This is a genomic window from Actimicrobium antarcticum, from assembly GCF_039536745.1.
GTDB lineage: Bacteria > Pseudomonadota > Gammaproteobacteria > Burkholderiales > Burkholderiaceae_D > Actimicrobium > Actimicrobium antarcticum.
The window spans coordinates 114206-133424 of the sequence record NZ_BAAAZE010000001.1; the positions used below are offsets into that span (position 1 = coordinate 114206).

Sequence of the window (19219 nt, forward strand, 5' to 3'; positions counted from 1 at the left end):
TTTTTTACGGCGATCGAATTAACTGGTGTGTCACGTTCGAGTTCCGTAGGCCGCGCTAGCGCACGCATTTGTAGAACCGCCAACTCAACGTAGTCAACACCTGGCAGCGCGAGCAAATCCACACTCTTTCGATGCGCGCCAGAGGGCTGATGATTGCCCCACCAACGCCATTTACAGAATAAATTTTCGGCAATCCGCTAAAGTCGGTGACTTCGCGAACCGATAACTAGCTACAGATGAATGGATCGACCAAATGAAAGACCCGACCGGAGAGCATCATGAGTGTGAGTTCCATTGCCAGCCTTGTCAGCAATGCATCCGCGACACGGACCGACCAGGCTATCAGTATCGCGGTGCTGAAAAAGGCACTGGATGCCGAAACCTCGACCGCCAGCGCGCTGCTTGACGCACTGCCTGCAGTCCCAACCACCAGCAGCTTGCCACCAAATCTGGGCAGGACCATCAACACGACTGCCTGAATTACGCCACCGATCGTGACGCTAGCGTGATCTTTCCGATGACTCTCCGCAAAGTGACGACGATGACGATCCTGACGGCGACGCTGTGAGAGACGCAGGCACGGAGACGGCATGCGCAGTCAGAATAGTGCCGACTTCCGATCGATGGCTATTGAGGTTGAACATCGCGCGGGCAATGCTCATCTCAGATCCCTCGCTTTCGCGCGGAGAAAAAAGACCGGGTAAGCTCGCCAGGCCTGGCGCCACCACAGGATTGGGGGGCATCGGCTCAAACTGAACGAATGCCGACGATATCTGGGTAGGAATCGATGTCAGCGATGACTGCGGTGAGTGAGATTCGACGTGGATGCTCTCCCGTATTGATGAGAGTCCGCCAATAGAGGCCGCTGCTGTTTGGGAATGTGATCCAGCACTGGTTTCCGCTGCCGGGAGTGCGGCCCGTGCATGGGACTCGCTGCGATTTCCCAGGGATCGTCGAGGCGTTCGACCGGCTAGAGAACCTGACTGCGGTTGTCCGCCCGTTTGCTGTTGCGCACTGCGCGGACGATCCGCTGTTGCATGCCGTTCGACGACGCCCTCGTCTGGCTCACTGGTGGCCGGCCAGGCAAAACATCCGCCACATTTTGATACGGAAATGCCCATTCGATACTCCTTGTTTGATTGATGGAAGCGTGGCGATGCCATGCGAGCTCATGAGTGACCGTCAATCGATCCGGGTTCCATTGAACCCGTGCCATCCAGCTCTTGGGTAAGCCAGATTGCAGGTACATCAATGGATGAACCTGCTGGCGCGCAGCAGATCCAGCTTGATTCGCCTTTGAAAAAAACTCGTCTATACTTTCGCCTTCAAAAGCACGTTTGACCTCCGACGTGCGCTTCTTCCACTTGTTTGATTACCTGACCGGCATCACCACCGTGTCCACACCAACTTGAATCGTTCCGCATCCCGCCGCCTGAAACAACGTGTCCTGATTGCCTTCCTGGGCCTGTGTGCCGTTGGCGCTTTTTTTGTCATGCTGCTGCTCGGTTATGCGTTCCTGATCGTCGCGCCGAATATGCCTGCGCTGGATGCGCTGACCGATTACAAGCCCAAGATTCCGCTGCGTGTGCTTACCGCGGACAATGTGCTGATCGGCGAGTTTGGCGAGGAACACCGTAACTTCGTGCCGATCAAGCAGGTTCCGGCACAAATGAAGAACGCCGTTCTGGCCATCGAAGACAGCCGTTTCTATGAGCATGGTGGCGTCGATTTTGTCGGCCTGTTGCGGGCCATCGTCAAGGACCTCGGCGGCGGATCAGCGCAAGGTGCCTCGACCATCACGATGCAGGTTGCCCGTAATTTTTTTCTGACGCGGGATAAAACGCTGTCGCGTAAGGTCAACGAGATCATGCTGGCGTACAAAATTGAACGCGCCTTGTCGAAAGACCAGATTCTGGAGCTGTACCTGAACCAGATTTATCTGGGGCAGCGCGCTTATGGTTTCGGCAATGCAGCACAAACCTATTTCGGCCGGCCATTGAACCAGCTCAGCATTGCCCAGTTTGCGATGCTGGCCGGTTTGCCAAAAGCGCCGTCTGCCTATAACCCGATCGTCAATCCGAAGCGTGCTCACATTCGCCAGCAATACATCCTGCAGCGCATGCGCGACCTTGGTTTCATCACGCCAGTCGAGTACCAGCAGGCAGTCGATGAAGACATCAAGGTGCGTACAAGCGGGCGCGGGCCGTATGCGGTCCATGCCGAGTACGCCGCCGAGATGGTGCGCAAGGCGATGTACGCGCAATACAAGGAAGAGGTCTATACGCGCGGGTTCACTGTCGTCACGACCCTGCGTTCGAGGGATCAGCAGGCCGCCTATGCAGCGCTGCGGCGTGGCGTGATGGATTACGAGCGACGTCATGGCTATCGCGGTCCGGAAGCACTCATCGATCTGCCGTCCGATGCCGAAGATCGACAGGATGCGATCGATGCGGTCCTCGAAAAACATCCCGACAGCGATGAACTTCAGGCCGCCGTGGTCACGTCGGCATCCGCCAAACTGGTGCGCGCCACGCTGCAGTCCGGTGATGATATCGAGATCAGCGGCGACGGATTGCGCTTTGCAGCAGCTGGCCTGAATGCGAAGTCGGCGGCCGCGTTACGCATTGCGCCGGGAGCAGTCATCCGCGTCAGCGCCGATGTAAAAAATCGCTGGTCGATCACGCAGCTGCCGAGTGTGGCGGCGGCCTTTGTGTCGCTGGACCCGCAAACCGGTGGTTATCGGGCGCTGGTGGGTGGCTTCGATTTCAACCTGAGCAAATTCGATCACGTCACGCAGGCATGGCGCCAGCCGGGCTCCAGCATCAAGCCGTTCATTTATTCGGCGGCGCTTGAAAAGGGATTCAGTCCCGGCAGCCTGATCAACGATGCGCCATTGTCGATTGGTGGCGAGGCGGGAGTTGCGTTATGGCAGCCCAAGAACGATGACAATGTGTACGACGGCCCGATCAGCATGCGTACCGCGCTGGTGAAATCAAAGAACGTTGCCTCGATCCGTGTTCTGCGCGCGATCACGCCAGAAGCTGCGCGCGATCACTTGTCCCGTTTCGGTTTTGATGTTGCCAAGCAGCCGGCCAACCTGACGCTGGCACTTGGTACCGGTTCCGTGACGCCGGCACAGATGGTCGGCGCTTACGCCGTGTTTGCCAATGGCGGTTATCAGGTCACGCCGTACCTGATCCAGTCGGTCACCGATGCCCGTGGCACGCTGCTGGCGGAAGCCCGGCCGGTACTGATCGGAGAAGAGTCGGTCCGTGTCCTGGATGTGCGCAATGCCTTTGTGATGGACTCCATGTTGCGTGACGTGACGCGCTTCGGCACTGCGGCAGCGGCATCGCGTCTGGGTCGCACCGATCTGGCCGGAAAAACCGGTACCACGAATGATTCGGTCGATGGCTGGTTTGCGGGCTATGGCGGCGACGTCGTGGCGGTGGCATGGATGGGATACGACGACCCGAAGTCGCTCGGCAGTCGCGAGTTCGGCGCCACGCTGGCGTTGCCGGTCTGGATGAACTACATGCAGGCGGTACTCAAGGGAAAACCCCTGATGCAGCATTCGGCGCCAGACGGATTGAACCGGGATTTTGGTGACTGGGCCTACAACGAATTTTCCAGGGACGGCGGTATCCGTTCGGTCGGCATGGATGAACCGGGTGCTGTTCGCGCACCGGAAGAAACCGGCTTTTTTGGTGAACGGCTGACACCACCAGACCCCGAAGCCGCCCGTCTCAAGGAACTTTACGGCAGTGGTAACTGATCCAGCCAGCTGATGGCACCGAGCGCCGCATGGCGTCCGGTGGCAAAGCAGGCCGTCAGCAAATAACCGCCGGTGGGCGCTTCCCAGTCCAGCATTTCACCGGCGCAGAACACGCCGGGCACTGCTGCTGCCATGAGTTGAGCATCCAGTGCGCTAAAACGGACCCCGCCGGCGCTACTGATGGCTTCATCGATCGGACGGGTCGACGTCAATGTCACTGGCAAGGCCTTGATCGCCACTGCCAGTTTGGCGGGATGATGGATGTCTTCTTTCGACACCAGTTCGCGTAGCAAACCCATCTTCACACCGGCCAGCCCGACCCGACTTTGCAAATGGCTGGCGAGCGAGCGCGACCCACGCGGATGCGCCACTTCCGCCAGCACCCGTTCGGCATCCTTGCCTGGTGCGAGATCGAGTTCAATCGTGACCGAGCCGTGTGCCGCAATCTGGTCGCGCAAGGTCGCCGACAACGCGTAGATCAGGCTGCCTTCGATACCGTCGGCACTGATCACGCATTCGCCGATGCGGATATGCGCAACGCCGTCGCCGTCGTGCCAGCGGATGGCGATCGTTTTCAACGGCAGGCCGGCAAATTTTTCCTGGAAAAACGGACTCCAGCCGACATTGAAACCGCAATTGGCAGGCTTCAGGTCAGCGACATCAATACCGCGCTGCGACAACCACGGCACCCAAGCGCCATTCGATCCCAGTCGCGCCCAGCTGGCCCCACCCAATGCCAGCACCACGGCATCCGCCCTGGCCGCAAGGCGTTCGCCGGCGTGCTCGAAGACCAGCGCACCGCTGTCATCCCAACCTTGCCATGCGTGCCGCATGTGAAACCGCACACCGGCGGCACGCAAGCGATGCAGCCATGCACGCAGCAACGGCGCTGCTTTCATATCTGCCGGGAAAACCCGTCCGGACGAACCGACAAACGTTGCGATGCCAAGTCCGTTGCACCAGGCCCGCAAGGCCGTCGCATCGAAGGCATCGATCACCGGTTGCAGCGTGGATTGGCGGCTGGCGTAACGTGACAGGAATGCCGGCGATGGCTCGTTGTGGGTCAGGTTCATGCCGCCTTTGCCGGCCAGCAGGAACTTGCGTCCGACCGATGGCATGGCGTCGTACAGATCGACCTGTACGCCGGCGTTGGCGAGTACTTCAGCCGCCATCAGTCCTGCGGGGCCACCGCCAATGACGATGGCGTGGCGTGGGTGAGTCGATGTCATGTCAGCTTTCGTTGATTGCGGGTGCGGCCGGTCGATTGAGCTCGCGATTTTTCCAGACCCGCAAGATACCTTCACCGGAATACACCACCAGCGCCGACCAGATCGCTATGAAACCGATCAGGCGATCCTGGCCAAATGGTTCGTTGTAGAGCAGCACACCCAGCAGCAGTTGCAGGGTAGGGCCCAGATACTGCAGCAGGCCGAGCGTCGACATCGGGATGCGTCGCGCGCCGGCCGCAAACAGCAGCAGTGGAATGGCCGTGATCGGCCCCGCAGCAACCAGCAGCCATTGCGACGTTGCCGATGCAGACAGGAAGGCATTCTGATGATGCAGCGTCAGCCATCCCAGATACCCCAACGCAAACGGAAACAGCAGTAGCGTCTCCAGCGACAGACCCTCCAGTGGTCCCAGTTTTGCGGTCTTGCGCATCAATCCATAGACACCGAACGACAGCGCCAGTGCCAGACCGATCCATGGCGGATGACCGCTTTGCCAGGTCAGCCACGCGACGCCGCAGGCAGCCAGTGCCACCGCGATCCATTGGCCGAAGCGCAGTCGCTCGCCCAGCAACAGGTAACCCAGCAAGACATTCACCAGCGGATTGATGAAGTAGCCCAGGCTGGAATCAATGATCCTGCCGTTATTGACGGCCCAGATATAGATAAACCAGTTGGTCGACAACAGCACTGCACTGAGCGCAAAGCTGGCCAGTACTTTGGGTTGGCGGGCCACGTCGCGTAGCCAGCCCCATTGCCTGCGCCACGCCAGCACGCACAGCATTAAGAGCAGCGACCAGACCATCCGGTGCAGCAGAATCTGCGTCGGTGCGATGGCTTGCAGTGCCTTGAAATAGAGCGGAAACAGACCCCAGATGATGTAAGCGGTCGCGGCGAAGAGCATGCCTGTGCGCATGGATGGAAATCTCGGTAAGGGAAGCGCGCCAGTCGGCGTGCGGGGGCGCAATTATGCCACTGCGCAGGCAGCGTCGCGGTTTTCGTTGGCAAATCTAAATGCTGATCCTGTCTTGAAATGCCAGCTTGGCGGTTCCGCAGTGACCCTATCGAACATCGAGGTAGAACCAGAGATTTGAGGTTGATGGGGGTTGGTTATGGTTTTACTGCTTCGTGGTCACGATCTTCATTGCCGGCATCCCGGCGTAATGCAGGAAGTTGTTTGAGTAACGCCGGCAGCCATTCTTGTACTGTCTCCCACACCACATTGAGGTCGACGTCGAAGTAGCCGTGAGCCATGCGATTGCGCATGCCGCGCATATGGTGCCACGGCACCTCGGCGTGCTCCTCGCTAAACGCGGCATAGCGGGACAGCACGTTCGTGGCTGTCTCGCCGATGATGATGATGCTCATGATGACGGCTTGTTGGGTGCGCTTATCGACCAGGAAGTCATCCTTGACCATCCCTTCCACGAAACTGCATGCATTGGATGCGGCTTGCTGTATGTGATCGAGATAATCCGGCAGTCGGTTCTCGCTCATACCGGTTGCGCTTCCGCGAGTACCCTGGCTCGGAATTTTGGCGATAGATCGCCAGGGGTTAGCAAATCAACATGGACACCTAGCAGTGATTCCAATTCGTAATGCAGGCCACCGAGATCTATCAGTGTGGCGCCCGGCAGCGCATCGACCAATAGATCAAGATCGCTGCCTTCCCGATCAGTGCCATGCAGCACCGAACCAAAAACGCGCGGGTTCGCCGTGCGAAATCGGCTCACTGCTTCCCGCACTGCAATTCGCTTCATGTCGAGCGCAACGGACGGTCGCATGGGTATCCTTTCTTGTCTGACTTGCTTCCAATATCAATAGCCCGAGAATAGCACTTCAAGTCCTGTTTTCAAGAACCGCAACGACTTGACCTTGCGTGCTGCACTCGATATGCCGGCTGACGTCTCGCAAATCTGCATTCTCAAAAAAGCAGGAGGCTGCCTACCGTGAAGTTCCATTCCGTCTGCATGCCCAGAATGGGCGTTTGTCCTTCTGCCAGCTACTATCGTCGCTATCCGTGCAGGAAGTCCTGAGCCAGCGTTGAACCAATGCGGATCGGCACCGGTACAATGCGCCCTTGATTTTTCCATCCATTTAAGTTGATCCACACATGACAGACACAATCCGCCTCGCCAAGCGCGTGGCCGAAGAACTTGGCTGTTCGCGCACTGAAGCCGAACAATTCATTGAAGGTGGATGGATTACGGTGGATGGCGTACTGACCGAGGAGTCGGGAGCGCGTGTCGGCGCAGGACAAGAGATCGCATTGCTACCCGATGCCGTGCTGGCACCGATCGAGCCGGTCACCATCCTGCTGCATAAACCGGCAGGGATGCGTACCGTCGATGCGATCGATCCTGACCTGCACTGGATCACGGCGGAAACCCTGATGCCGAACGACCGCTCGGGGCTGCGCTTCCTGCGCCGTCACACGCGTGGCCTGACCCTCACCAATCCGCTCGAAGACAGTGCCAGCGGCTTGCTGGTGCTGACGCAGGACTGGCGCGTCGTGCGCAAGCTGGTGGACGAAGCCAATCGCATCGAACAGGAATTTGTCGTCGACGTCATCGGCTCGCTGGACGCCGCCGGCCTGGATCACCTGCAGCACGGCATCAAATGGAATGGCAAGCTGATGGCACAGATGAAGGTCAGCTGGCAGAGCGAGCAACGCCTGCGCTTTGCGATGAAAGCGGCAGAGCGCGGTCAGATCGCTTATCTGTGCGAGAAGGTCGGTTTGCAGGTGGTGTCGATCAAGCGCCTGCGCATCGGGCGTATGCCGATGGCGTCACTGGCCGCAGGGCAGTGGCGGTATTTGCTGGGGTATGAGCAATTCTGACGGAAGTTTTGCGCGGGTTTGTTCCGCAGGTTAACTAACCTGCCAGAGCAAACCCGCACGATCTACTACTTATTTACGACCAGTTCGCGCAACCACGCCAGGACCCTTGCGTACCGGTGATGCCATTGCGCTTGGTGTACGTGATACCGCGCCACCGGCACGCGGTTTGTTTTGACCGAACTTCTTTGCCAGCTTTTCCGGACTCGGTGTTTCGCGCCGCCGTTCGATCGCCATCAGGCTCGCTGTCGGGGCTGAATGGCGCGGCACCAGATGCTTCTCGCCGCTGCCAATCAGGTCGGAGCGTCCCATCCGCTGCAAGGCCTCACGGATAATTTCCCAGTTATCGGGATCGTGATAGCGCAGGAACGCCTTGTGCAATTTACGGATTTTGCCGGTGCGGACGGTTTCTACGGCTTCCGAGTCCGCAGTCACTTTGCGCAGCGGATTTTTACGGGTGTGGTACATCGTCGTGGCCAGTGCCATCGGCGTTGGCATGAAGGTTTGCACCTGATCCAGCCGGAAGTTGTTTTTCTTCAGCCAGAGCGACAGGTTCAGCATGTCTTCATCGGTCGTGCCCGGATGCGCGGCAATGAAGTACGGAATCAGGTATTGCTCCTTGCCGGCTTCCTTCGAATACTTCTCGAACAGCTCCTTGAACTTGTCGTAGGCACCCATGCCCGGCTTCATCATTTTCGACAGCGGACCTTCTTCGGAATGCTCGGGCGCGATTTTCAGCAGGCCGCCAACGTGGTGGCTGACCAGTTCCTTGACATACTCCGGTGAGCGCACTGCGAGGTCGTACCGTACGCCCGAGCTGATCAGGATTTTTTTCACGCCGGGAATGGCGCGCGCCTTGCGATACAGCTGGATCAGCTTGCTATGGTCGGTGCCAAGGTTCGAGCAAATGGTCGGATAGACGCAGGACAGACGGCGGCAGGATTCCTCAATGGACTTTTCCTTGCAGGCCAGCCGATACATGTTGGCGGTCGGTCCGCCCATATCCGAAATGGTGCCGGTGAAACCCTTGGTCTTGTCGCGGATCAGTTCGATCTCGCGCAGGATGGACGGCTCGGAACGGCTCTGGATAATGCGGCCTTCGTGCTCGGTAATCGAACAGAACGTACAACCGCCAAAACAGCCGCGCATGATGTTGACCGAAAAACGGATCATGTCCCAGGCCGGAATCTTGGCCTTGCCGTAACTCGGATGCGGCGCGCGTGCATAGTTCATGTCGTACACGCCGTCCATTTCATCCATCGCCAGTGGCAGCGGCGGCGGATTGAGCCAGACATCGCGCTCGCCGTGGCCCTGCACCATGGCGCGGGCGTTGCCCGGATTGGATTCCAGATGGAAGACGCGCGACGCGTGTGCATACAGAACGGCGTCATCCTTGATGGCTTCGTAACTGGGCAGGCGGATCACGGTCTTGCCACGGATTTCCTTGAGCGCGGCCTGACGTTCTTCGCGACTGAGGATCAGGATGGGCTTGGCGACGACTTCGGTCGGCTCGGCATTGGCGGTGCCGCAACTGGTCGGTTCCTTGGTCTTCATTTCATACGGATCAGGGTGCGGTTCGATGCGGCCTGGCGTATCTACCCGTGTCGAATTCGATTCGGTCCAGTCGTCGGCCGGCAGCCAGCCGCGCGCGGCCATGAAGGCGGTGCCGCGCAGGTCGCGGATTTCCTTGATCGGCTCGCCTGCTGCGAGCCGGTGCGTGAGGGCCACCAGCGCGCGTTCGGCATTGCCGAACAACAGGATGTCGGCTTTTGAATCCGGCAGCACTGAACGGCGCACCTTGTCGGACCAGTAATCGTAATGGGCGATGCGCCGGAGGCTGGCTTCGATACTGCCAATGACGACGTTGACATCGGGATAGGCCTCACGCACACGCTGGGCATACACGACCAATGCACGGTCGGGGCGCTTGTTGGCTTCGCCGTTTGGCGTGTAGGCATCATCGGAACGAATCTTGCGGTCAGACGTGTAACGGTTGACCATCGAATCCATATTGCCAGCGGTGACGCCAAAATACAGGTTCGGTTTGCCCAGTGCCCGGAACGCTTCTGCGGACAACCAGTCGGGCTGCGCAATGATGCCGACGCGGAATCCCTGTGCTTCGAGCAGGCGACCAATCAATGCCATGCCAAAGCTCGGATGGTCGATGTAGGCGTCACCCGTGACCAGGATCACGTCACAGGTGTCCCATCCAAGGACATCCATTTCAGCGCGCGACATCGGCAAAAATGGAGCGGGCTTGCCGAGCGCAGGGCGGTGGGCAGTGCGGTGGACAGGATAAGCGAACAGGTTTTTGGGCGATTCCATAATCAATGCGTCCGCAAGCGAATGCGGTGTGGGTACCAGGTTGGGAAGCGCGCAGTATGACAGCTTTAGCGATGACCGCGTGACCGGCGTGAAACAATGAATGGGGCCTGCGACTTGTCCGCTGAGCAGTAAACTACCGGCTAAATTTTGCAATTGGTTTGTAGTATGTTGCTTGACGGTTAGTGTTGTGTGAGTTCTACTTGCGTTGCGTTGCGTTGCGTTGGGCGAAGATGGCTTTTTTGTTCCTATTGCCGTGCACGATCAACCGAAAACCGTATTCGCAAGGATTGATTACGATGAGCGCCCGATCTTTTGCTATCCCTGCATCAATGACTATCTGCAAGCGCCTCCTGCTGACAGGGCTGCTGCTGCTAATGATTTTTTCCGGCATGGCGCAGGCAGAGCAGTTATTGCGGGTTCTGGCTTGGCCGGGATATGCGGATCCCGATATGGTGGCCAATTTTGAGAAAAATACCGGTAGCCGTGTCGAAGTCACCTATATCAACACTGACGACGAACTCTGGAACAAGGTCTTGCGCAATGACGGTAGCGATTTCGACGTCTTCGCAGTCAACACCGCAGAATTGCAGCGCTACATCAACAAGGGCTTGAGTGCGCCGCTGGATGTGTCAGCCATCCCGAATCAGGCGAACCAGTTGGCGCGTTTTCGCAGTACTGGTGCCATTTCCGGCCTAATGCGTGGCAAGCATTTGTATGCGTTGCCGTATACGTATGCAGAGATGGGCCTGATCTATAACCGCAAACTGGTCAAAATACCGCCGGAGTCAATGGCTGCCATGTGGGACCCGCAATATCGTGGCCGGGTACTCGCTTACAGCGGGAGCGTGCATAATTTTTCGATTGCGGGTCTGCTCAACGGCAGCAAAAATCCGTTCCGGCTCTCTGACTCGGAGTTGCAATCTGCCACCATGCGGCTGGTGCAATTGCGTCGCAACGTGCTCGGTTTCTATTCTTCACCGGAAGAAGCGGTTCGTTTGTACCAGTCAAATGACGTCGCTCTGGTGTTCGCCAATTTTGGTACGCAGCAACTCGAAGCGCTACGCGCAGCGGGCGCTGATGTTGGTTATGTTGTCCCCAAAGAAGGCGCATTGGCATGGCTGGATTGCTGGGCGATATCCAGTAAGTCTAAGGCGCCGCAACTTGCTCTGAAATGGATTAACTATACGTTGCAGGCGGATGTCAGCATCCTCCTGAGCAAGCGCCACGGACTGGCCAATACGGTAACTGCGACTTCGTTCAGCAATAGCAAGGACAAGCTGATCTGGCTTGAACCGGCCGAAGACCAGGACAAGCGACTCGCCCTATGGACCCGCATCCTGTCGGGTGACACTTTGCAGAAGTTTTGAGCATGCGACTTGGCGTTGGTTTCAAACTGGGTATATGGATGGCATTGTTCGGCATATTGTCGACGTCGCTGATCGGGTATTACGCTTATTCCAAAAGTCGTGAACTGTTAATTGCGGCCTCGGAAGACAAACTGCTGACCGCCACACAGGTGGTGGGCCAGCGATTTACGGATTCACTGGCTCCGGCGACCGACGATTTGCTTCTGATTACCTCGACACCGGCACTCAGAATGGTGATGGAGGAGGCAGCCAATCCGGTTGACTTCGCGCACAACAAAGCCATCATCGCCGATCTGTTTGCTGCCATGTTGAAGTCTCATAAAGACTATTTGCAGGTTCGTCTGATCGGTGTCGGTGAACACGGTCGCGAGCTGATCAGAGCCGATCGAACCGTAACCGGCATCCGGCTTGTGCATGACGACGACCTGCAGGAAAAGGGCTTCCTGCCGTATTTCTTCGAGTCGATCAAGCTGGCTCCGGGCACAATTTATTTCTCGACGATTAACCTGAACCGGGAGCAGGGCAAGCCGTCTGATCGCGGCGTGCCGACGCTGCGCATCGCAACGCCGTTGCATACATCCGCCGGGAATGTATTTGGCATCGTGGTGATCAATCTTGACCTCAACCGGATGTTCAATCGCATACGCAGCAACCTGCCTCAGAGCATCGACGTTATCCTCACCAATAAAAGCGGCGATTATCTGATCCATCCGGATGACAGCAAGACCTTCGGTTTTGACATGGGACGACGCGTCCTGATCCAGGATGACATACCGGAAACGCTGCCGTTGATGGAACAAACAATGACCAGGTCCGTCGTAACCCGGGTTGATACGAATACATTCAATAGCGCACACGCTGCTGCTTTCGTGCGAATTCCGTTCGGGGCCGCAGAGCAGCAGCGTGCGGTTATCCTGGGTTTGCAGACGCCACTCAGATCAGTCTTGCATGACAGCAAAATCCTTGGATTTACCATCATTCAGATCACCCTACTCTGCAGTCTGGTGGCGGCCTGTCTGGCCTTCCTGCTGTCCTTTGTCCTGGCAAAGCCGCTCAATGCGATGGCGGCTGCGGTCAAGCAATTCGATGCGGGCAAGCCAATCGTCAATTTGCCAACCGAACGGGATGACGAAGTCGGAACGCTGGCGCGCAGCTTCCTGCAGATGAGCAACCGGTTGAGTGTCCAGATGGCCGATCTGAAAACGCGCGAGCGGCATCTGAATCATCTGGCCCATCATGACCTGCTCACGGAGCTGCCGAACCGGGCCATGTTCCAGCAGTCACTGGAAGCCGCGATAACAACTGCGCGGATGCACAACGCCAGCTTCTGCCTGATGTTCGTCGACCTGGACCAGTTCAAAGCCGTCAACGACGAGCTGGGGCATTCCGTGGGTGACCAGGCTCTGCAACTGGCCGCAATGCGGATGCGTGGTGCCGTGCGTGGCAACGACCTGATTTCACGGCTGGGCGGTGATGAGTTCACCATCCTGATCGAAGGCTGCAAGCAATCTGCCGAAGTGGAGATCATCGGACACAAGCTTATCAAGGTGTTTTCGGAACCATTTGTCGTGGATGGTCATACCTTTGATTTGACCTGCAGTATCGGCATCAGCATCTATCCCGGGGATGGACAAAATGCCGATCAGATGCTGATGCATGCCGACTCTGCAATGTATGCAGCCAAGCAAGCTGGGCGCAACACGTTTGCGTGGTATCGGCAGCCGGTAGCGCAATCGACGTAAAAAAGCCGCTCGAACAACAAGCGGCTTCATCGTCAATGTAACGGAATCAGGACAGTTGCTGGATACCGGCAAGTACCCAACCACCCTGGCCAGCGACTGGCTTCGAGAGATTCCAGACTTCGTTGAACGGCTCTGCCGGCGCAGCGTCGGACTCCTTGATCATTCCCGAAAACTTGACGCTGGCAAGGTGGTCGCCATCGACGATTTCCATGCCCAGCATGTCGGCATCCAGCTGCACGACATCGGTATGGTTCGCCGACGCGCCGCGTTCCTGAATTTGCAACCGCAGTTCCGCGAACATTTCTGGCGTGGTGAACTCGCGGATATCAGCGATATTTGCACTATCCCAGGCTGACTGCAGGCGCACAAAATAGGTTTTTGTGTGGCGCAGGAAACCGGTCGTATCAAAATCCGCTGGCACGCCCCATGGCGCGTTGCTGGTTGAACCCTCTGCCATCGATGCTGCACTGCCGCTTGCTACCGGATCAATACGGGCACCGATTTCTGGCGAGTAGCCGGATTTTGCAGCACCTGCAAATGCCGGCTGCCTGACAGCATCAGACTGACCTGACTTGCGACGCATCATCCGGTAAATGAAATAGCCGGCTGCTGCAAGCAATCCCACCATCAGCATCGTGCTGATCATGCTGGCCATTGCGCCACCGAGACCCATGCTCGACAGCAGTGCTCCCAGGCCAAGACCCAGTAACGCGCCCCCTAACATGCCTTTCCATGCACTAGCCGGTTTTGGCGGAATCGCTGCCGCGCCTGGTTTCGCGGCGCTGGTCGCCTGAGATGACTGGGCCGGCGCCTGGCGACTGACACCTTGCGATTGCTTGCCAAACGAGCCACCGCCACCCATACGCTTGGCTTGCGCTTCTGTGACCGAAACAGCCATTGATGTCATGACGATCATCATGGCAACAAAAAATTTCTTCATGAATTCCTCCAAAGATGATTGCGGTGTGAAGTGCGGTCCCACCGGCCGTTTTTTGACTACCGACGCAGTGTAGGGTGCACGCTGATATTGAAAAAGCGAAGAATATCGAAACAGTTATTCTGAAAAACAGATGCCTTCCAGTTCTGAACGCTCGGGAGCGAGACCACCATCACTTTGCGGTCTTTGGCATGGTCGGGATGCGCTGATATTGGCACCCGCGACGCAATGCATCGGCTTTCTGGCAGCTAGCGGATTGATGCCGATCAGATAAATCAACTTGCTCAATAACGAGTAGCCACAGCAACGGAAATTTCGGTTAAAGTTCTGCCGGCTTGCAGTAAAGCAAATACTTTGATCAACAACCTTCACCCACTCAAACGGCCCAAAGCGCACCCGCTGCGCTAAACATTCCATGTCGATCCGCCTGCCAATCCAGCCCGCACCACGGTCCTTTGCTCCCCTGGACGCACGGAACACGACAGCCTCATCACGAGCGCTTGTTCGTATTGGCGAATTCACGCCGTATCTTGTGTTGATGGCTGTCTTTGTCTTTTTCGGTCTGACCGGGCACGACCCCTGGAAGGCTGACGAGGCCTATGTGTTTGGCGTAATCCACAGCATGCTCGACAGCGGAAACTGGCTGGTGCCGACCATCGCCGGAGAACCCTTCATGGAAAAACCGCCACTCTACTATTGGGTAGCCGGCGGCTTCGTGCATGTGCTGGGCGGCTGGATGGACGAGCCCGATGCAGCACGCATGGCATCCGGATTTTTCATGGCGATCACCTGCTGGGCAGTTGGAAGCGCAGCGCACAACTGGTGGGGCAGGGGCACAGGTCGCTACGCACCGTTGCTACTGCTTGGTTGTCTCGGTGTGCTGACGCAAACCCACATGATGATGCCGGATGTACCGTTGCTGACCGGATTCGCGTTATCGGCCTGGGGCTTCTCGATCATGCTGTCAAGGTCGGTCATCGGAGGCTTGTTGCTCGGAGTCGGTGCTGGTGTCAGCTTTCTTTCCAAGGGCATTCTCGGGCCCGCAGTCATCGGCATCACGGCATTGTTGTTGCCGATCTGTTTTTCTGAATGGCGCACCCGATCATTTTTTCGTGGACTGGCAATCTCGCTGGCGGCCGCGTTACCGTTTGTCCTGATCTGGCCGCTTGCCCTGTACGCCCGATCGCCATCCTTGTTCATGACCTGGTTCTGGGATAACAACTTCGGCCGGTTTTTTGGATTTTCAGCGGTGCACAGCGGAACCGAGCATGTCGACGGATTCTGGCTGCAGACCTTGCCCTGGTTTACGTTTCCGGTATTCCCGCTGGCGCTGCTGGCCGTATGGCACAACCGTCGGGTCCTGTTGACCCATCCTGGCATGCAATATGGCGTGATTGCGGCGACCGTGATTTCGCTGGTGCTGGCGACGTCCGAGTCGGTCCGCGCCATTTATGCCTTGCCGCTGCTGGTACCTTTGGCCATCCTTGCCACGCCATCGGTGTATCTCATCAACCGCTTGCCGGACTTGCTGTGGGCACGCGGCAGCCAGATCCTGTTCGCGTCGCTGGCCGGACTGATCTGGCTAGGCTGGCTGATCATGATGTCGACGCAGGCAGTGCCGCAATGGCCGCGGTTGTTGCGGGTGTTGCCTGCTGACTTTGCACCGGAATTTGATGCACCCACATTCGGGCTGGCCATCACGCTGACGATCGCGGCAGGGTTCGCGCTGCGGATTTTTGCAAAACTGCCGGCGCGCGGCCTGACTTCATGGTTGACGGGGCTGACGCTGTCCTGGGCGTTGCTATCGACCTTGTGGATGCCATGGCTGGACTATGGCAAGAGTTATCGAACAGTGTTTTCCGAGATCACGTGGCCCACCGACACCAACTGCATCGCCAGCATCGGGCTAGGCGAGAGTGAACGTGCCATGCTGGATTACATCGCCAATCGCACCACCGTCCGGCGTGAAATCCAGCCTGTAGCAAGCTGCAACACGCTGCTGCTGCAGGGTTACACGCCGACCGGAAACGGTGCCGTCGACCAGTCGGCCTGGGAGCCGGTCTGGGAAGGCTCCCGTCCCGGCGACAGCTGGCAACGGTTCTGGTTGTTCCGCGCACGCAGTCCGGTGGCGATGCTGCCCGGCCAGGTTGTCCAAGTAAATTAACGGACTGTCAGTATTGCAGGTCGACGTCGTGCCGTGATTTGCCCACGGTGCAGTGCAATGTTGCACGAGCCAATGCGACGCAGTAGCTGGTAGCGTTCGGCAAGAACATCTTTTCCTGCTTCACTGGAGCCGTCATGTCATCCTGGCCCCGCGATGGGATGAAGCCGTTATCATCAACGGCCGTGTAATCCAGCACTCCCATCGAAAGGAATTCCATGTCCGATCCTCTGCACATCGTTTGCCCCCATTGCGACGCGGTCAACCGCGTGCCTTCGCAGCGCCTGGCGACCCAGCCCATCTGCGGAAAATGCCAGCAACTGCTGTTCGTCGGGCAGCCACTGGAGCTCGATAGCGCGCGCTTCAACAAGCATATTGTCAACAGCCAGATTCCGGTACTGGTCGATTTCTGGGCACCCTGGTGTGGTCCTTGTCGCTCGATGGCACCGGCGTATGCGCAAGCCGCACTGCGACTTGAGCCGGCGTTCCGGGTCGCCAAACTCGATACCGAACAGGCGCAGGAGCTGGCGACCCGTTATGCCATACGCAGCATTCCGACGCTGGCGCTGTTCAAGGATGGCCGGGAAGTGGCGCGCCAGGCTGGTGCGATGGATGCGGCCGGCATCGTGGCGTGGGCGCAGGCGCATGCCTGAATAAAAAGCCGGCGTCCTGGGGCGCATGCCGCTCAAAAATCCTTGTCATGCAAGCGCTGCAGTTTGCTCGACAGCGACGCCGCTGACAGGGCGCCCAGATGGGTATCGACGAGACGTCCGCTGGCATCGTAAAACAGCGTGGTCGGCAACGCCGACGAACCGATCGCCTTGCCCAGCAACGTGCCGCCATCGAGCACGACATTGGCCAGCACGAAGGATTCCGCTGCCAGGTAATTGGCGGCCACCGCAGCACTTTCGCCCTGGTTGACGAAGACAAACGTCACGCCGGCATCGCGCTGCTGGGCCGCCGACAGCACCGGCATTTCACGCCGGCATGGCGGACACCAGCTGGCCCACAAATTGACCACCATCGGCTTGCCAGCGGACAGCCGGGCCAGCGTGGTGGCGGTGCCGCCTAGTGTGGTCAGTGGCACGGTGGGCAGCGGCGCCTGGCTGGTCATGCCTAACATGCCCGGCGCACCGGACATGCTCCAGGCCAACACGCCAGCCAGCATTCCGAGTGCCAGCGGTCGGCGCAAAAGTGGCACGCGCCAGCTGCGCCACAGAACGACCAACACAGCGACACCGACGCCGGTCCAGCGCTCGAATCCGCCATCGCGAATATCCAGGATCGACCACGGCGCTTGCCGGTACTGGTCGAACCAGATCAGCACGAACACCAGTCGTGCCGCCAGCAGCGCGACCAGCAACATTCCGCTCAGCGTATCGACGATGCCGACGCGCTCGGTACGCCCGACCAGATGACCGACGCCGGCAGCGACCAGCAGCGACAGTCCCAGCAAGAGATGGCTGACCTGTATCGTCAGCGGGCCGATGCTGACGTTTAGCACGGGATGGTCAGCGGTTTCCTGGCGATCATTCCGATCAGCGCGGAGGGGCCGTGGTGGGCTGCGCCTTCGACCAACTCGGCGTCATAGTCGACCAGCTCCTCGATCGTCCAGCCGGTGAATGCGGCTTGCAGCAGCGCCGGCGTGTACAGGTTTTCGAGTGCCGACGGGCCGCCGGTACGATACTCGAGCTGCTTCGGCGTATAGCCCTGCAACAGGATGCGGCCGCCCGGACGGGTCAGTTGCTGCATCGCTGCAAACTGGCGCGCGCGCATCTCGGCACCCGTAAACTGGATAAAGATACCGATGACCCAGTCGAAAGTGCCATGCAGGCTGGCCGGTGGCCAGTCGGGCGCGAGCATGTCGCCCACGATCAAATTGAGTGCAACCTGATTGCGTGCCGCCAGTTGCGCTGCCTTCCCGACCGCAATCGGCGCAATATCGAGCGCGGTCACAGTCAGCCCGCGCTGCGCCAGCCAGACCGAGTTACGGCCCTCGCCATCGGCCACCAGCAGGGCGCTGCTGTCTGCATCGAACAGCGCGGCCCGCTCCGCCAGGAAACGATTCGGTTCGGTGCCGAACAGATAGCTTGCTCCGGCATCGCGGTAGCGCTCGTTCCACGGGTTGCCCGGCGTGTTGGGCGTGCTCATGCCGGCATCGCGATCCCGAAGCTGTCGGGCATCTGCACGGCCACGACTTCGCCGCGCGCCGTGATGACGCCATCAGCCGTCACGGTGGTGGTGACGATGACTTTGCGGCCCTTGATTTCCTTGACGGTGCCGCGTATTTCCAGCAGTGCCGCCAGCGGAGTCGGCTTCAGATAATCGACCCGCAACGAACCGGTGACAAAGCGAAACGGCGGCAAGGTGTCCATGGCACGGTCTTCGCTGCGATACATGGCAGCGGCGGCCGTGCCGGTGCTGTGGCAATCGATCAGCGAGGCAATCAAGCCACCGTAGGTAAAGCCGGGCATCGCCATATGGAACGGCAGCGGCTGGAAATGGGTGACCGTCTCGTCGCCATCCCAGAATGTCTTGATCTGATGACCATCGCTATTGAGGCGGCCACAACCGAAGCAGTGGGCGACGTTTTCTGGATAGTATTCCTGGAAGGCATTCATGCGGTCTCCGAAACAGTGTGTGGTGGATGCAGTCGCTGGCCGGCAAGGCTGGCATTGCCTAGGGATTTTTGCATGGCGGTCGCGCTGGATTGCATGTTGCGCGTCACCATAACACGGGTGGGGGCGCCCGCCGGACAAGCCAGTTTTTGTTTTTTATGGCACTGAGACACGGTCCTTTCACGCAGCCCATGCTAACTAATAACTGGATGCTTATTCCGCTGAGTGACTA

At 58.5% G+C, this 19219-nt stretch carries 18 protein-coding genes; 7 read left to right on the top strand and 11 right to left on the bottom strand.

Annotated elements, in window-relative coordinates:
• Positions 1 to 278 precede the first annotated feature (278 nt).
• Both ABD720_RS00515 and ABD720_RS00520 read left to right on the top strand, forming a co-directional pair.
• On the top strand, positions 279 to 479 hold the full coding sequence (locus ABD720_RS00515; RefSeq protein WP_344761222.1) for a YjfB family protein: 201 nt from the start codon (positions 279 to 281) through the stop codon (positions 477 to 479).
• A 929-nt stretch (positions 480 to 1408) separates the two neighbouring features.
• Entirely contained in the window at positions 1409 to 3775 is a 2367-nt protein-coding gene (locus ABD720_RS00520; RefSeq protein ID WP_425547891.1) for a penicillin-binding protein 1A, read from the top strand.
• Here ABD720_RS00520 and ABD720_RS00525 read toward each other — a convergent pair.
• From ABD720_RS00525 to ABD720_RS00540, 4 genes are all read right to left on the bottom strand, one after another.
• A complete protein-coding gene (locus ABD720_RS00525; protein WP_344761224.1) occupies positions 3757 to 5004 on the bottom strand; it encodes a TIGR03862 family flavoprotein in 1248 nt (415 codons plus the stop codon). The genes ABD720_RS00520 and ABD720_RS00525 overlap by 19 nt on opposite strands.
• A gap of 1 nt (position 5005) precedes the next feature.
• A complete protein-coding gene (gene rarD / locus ABD720_RS00530; protein ID WP_344761225.1) occupies positions 5006 to 5917 on the bottom strand; it encodes an EamA family transporter RarD in 912 nt (303 codons plus the stop codon).
• A 194-nt stretch (positions 5918 to 6111) separates the two neighbouring features.
• Positions 6112 to 6498: a HepT-like ribonuclease domain-containing protein gene (locus ABD720_RS00535; protein WP_344761226.1), complete on the bottom strand. Its 387-nt coding sequence runs from the start codon at positions 6496 to 6498 to the stop codon at positions 6112 to 6114.
• Positions 6495 to 6785, bottom strand: coding sequence for a nucleotidyltransferase family protein (locus tag ABD720_RS00540; RefSeq protein WP_344761227.1), 291 nt, complete (start codon positions 6783 to 6785; stop codon positions 6495 to 6497). Before ABD720_RS00540 ends, ABD720_RS00535 begins: the two co-directional genes overlap by 4 nt.
• A gap of 329 nt (positions 6786 to 7114) precedes the next feature.
• On the opposite strand from ABD720_RS00540, the gene ABD720_RS00545 reads away from it, so the two are divergent.
• Entirely contained in the window at positions 7115 to 7840 is a 726-nt protein-coding gene (locus ABD720_RS00545; protein WP_344761229.1) for an RNA pseudouridine synthase, read from the top strand.
• A 69-nt stretch (positions 7841 to 7909) separates the two neighbouring features.
• Here ABD720_RS00545 and ABD720_RS00550 read toward each other — a convergent pair whose 3' ends face one another.
• Complete coding sequence (locus tag ABD720_RS00550) at positions 7910 to 10075, bottom strand: YgiQ family radical SAM protein (protein ID WP_425547894.1); 2166 nt, start codon at positions 10073 to 10075, stop codon at positions 7910 to 7912.
• Between the two features lie 383 nt (positions 10076 to 10458).
• Here ABD720_RS00550 and ABD720_RS00555 point away from each other — a divergent pair, with 383 nt between their 5' ends.
• Together ABD720_RS00555 and ABD720_RS00560 are read left to right on the top strand one after the other, a co-directional pair.
• Positions 10459 to 11529, top strand: a complete 1071-nt coding sequence (locus ABD720_RS00555; RefSeq protein ID WP_344761231.1) for an extracellular solute-binding protein — start codon at positions 10459 to 10461, stop codon at positions 11527 to 11529.
• Between the two features lie 2 nt (positions 11530 to 11531).
• Positions 11532 to 13271 carry a sensor domain-containing diguanylate cyclase gene (locus ABD720_RS00560; RefSeq protein ID WP_344761232.1) on the top strand — a complete coding sequence of 580 codons (1740 nt, stop codon included), beginning with the start codon at positions 11532 to 11534 and terminating at the stop codon, positions 13269 to 13271.
• Between the two features lie 46 nt (positions 13272 to 13317).
• On the opposite strand, the gene ABD720_RS00565 is transcribed toward ABD720_RS00560, so the two are convergent.
• Both ABD720_RS00565 and ABD720_RS00570 read right to left on the bottom strand, forming a co-directional pair.
• A complete protein-coding gene (locus ABD720_RS00565; protein WP_344761233.1) occupies positions 13318 to 14211 on the bottom strand; it encodes a Tim44 domain-containing protein in 894 nt (297 codons plus the stop codon).
• A gap of 114 nt (positions 14212 to 14325) precedes the next feature.
• Positions 14326 to 14625 carry a hypothetical protein gene (locus ABD720_RS00570; protein WP_344761234.1) on the bottom strand — a complete coding sequence of 100 codons (300 nt, stop codon included), beginning with the start codon at positions 14623 to 14625 and terminating at the stop codon, positions 14326 to 14328.
• 121 nt (positions 14626 to 14746) lie between these two features.
• Between ABD720_RS00570 and ABD720_RS00575 the strand changes: the two genes are divergently transcribed.
• Positions 14747 to 16372 (top strand): ArnT family glycosyltransferase, encoded by a 1626-nt coding sequence (locus ABD720_RS00575; protein WP_344761235.1) that lies wholly within the window; start codon positions 14747 to 14749, stop codon positions 16370 to 16372.
• 7 nt (positions 16373 to 16379) lie between these two features.
• On the opposite strand, the gene ABD720_RS00580 is transcribed toward ABD720_RS00575, so the two are convergent.
• Complete coding sequence (locus ABD720_RS00580; RefSeq protein ID WP_344761237.1) at positions 16380 to 16589, bottom strand: hypothetical protein; 210 nt, start codon at positions 16587 to 16589, stop codon at positions 16380 to 16382.
• Between ABD720_RS00580 and trxC the strand changes: the two genes are divergently transcribed.
• A complete protein-coding gene (gene trxC / locus ABD720_RS00585; protein ID WP_344761238.1) occupies positions 16588 to 17022 on the top strand; it encodes a thioredoxin TrxC in 435 nt (144 codons plus the stop codon). The genes ABD720_RS00580 and trxC overlap by 2 nt on opposite strands.
• Positions 17023 to 17054: 32 nt before the next feature.
• Here trxC and ABD720_RS00590 read toward each other — a convergent pair whose 3' ends face one another.
• From ABD720_RS00590 to ABD720_RS00600, 3 genes are read right to left on the bottom strand one after another with little or no spacing between them, the layout of a single operon-like run.
• Positions 17055 to 17873: a TlpA family protein disulfide reductase gene (locus ABD720_RS00590; RefSeq protein ID WP_344761239.1), complete on the bottom strand. Its 819-nt coding sequence runs from the start codon at positions 17871 to 17873 to the stop codon at positions 17055 to 17057.
• A complete protein-coding gene (locus ABD720_RS00595) occupies positions 17867 to 18520 on the bottom strand; it encodes an SAM-dependent methyltransferase (RefSeq protein WP_344761240.1) in 654 nt (217 codons plus the stop codon). The genes ABD720_RS00590 and ABD720_RS00595 overlap by 7 nt, the downstream gene beginning before the upstream one ends.
• Positions 18517 to 18990 carry a PaaI family thioesterase gene (locus ABD720_RS00600; protein WP_344761241.1) on the bottom strand — a complete coding sequence of 158 codons (474 nt, stop codon included), beginning with the start codon at positions 18988 to 18990 and terminating at the stop codon, positions 18517 to 18519. Before ABD720_RS00600 ends, ABD720_RS00595 begins: the two co-directional genes overlap by 4 nt.
• Positions 18991 to 19219 lie beyond the last annotated feature (229 nt).